Source organism: Mesorhizobium sp. M8A.F.Ca.ET.202.01.1.1 (assembly GCF_004791595.1).
Classification (GTDB): domain Bacteria; phylum Pseudomonadota; class Alphaproteobacteria; order Rhizobiales; family Rhizobiaceae; genus Mesorhizobium.
Genome location: NZ_SRUN01000208.1, coordinates 1 through 312 on the forward strand (window position 1 = coordinate 1; position 312 = coordinate 312).

The window sequence follows — 312 nt, forward strand, 5'->3', positions numbered from 1 at the left end:
GGTACCCCCTAACGCCGCAGCGAATCGTGCACGACGTGCGTCAGGTTATGCCTGAGGACGGAATCGTCTGCCTCGACAACGGAATGTACAAGATTTGGTTCGCTCGCAACTACCGCACCCGGGTAGCCAACACGCTTCTCCTCGATAATGCGCTCGCCACCATGGGCGCAGGGCTGCCTTCAGCAATCGTTGCCGCGATGCTCTGTCCGGAACGTCGCGTTCTCGCTATATGCGGCGACGGCGGCTTCATGATGAACTCGCAGGAACTGGAGACGGCGATCCGCCTCGGACATCGGCTGGTCGTGCTCATCC

General features: G+C 60.9%; 1 protein-coding gene. It reads left to right on the top strand.

The annotated features are described in order from the left end of the window. A partial coding sequence (locus tag EN845_RS34520; protein ID WP_245511889.1) for a thiamine pyrophosphate-dependent enzyme occupies window positions 1-312 on the top strand: 312 nt, incomplete at both ends.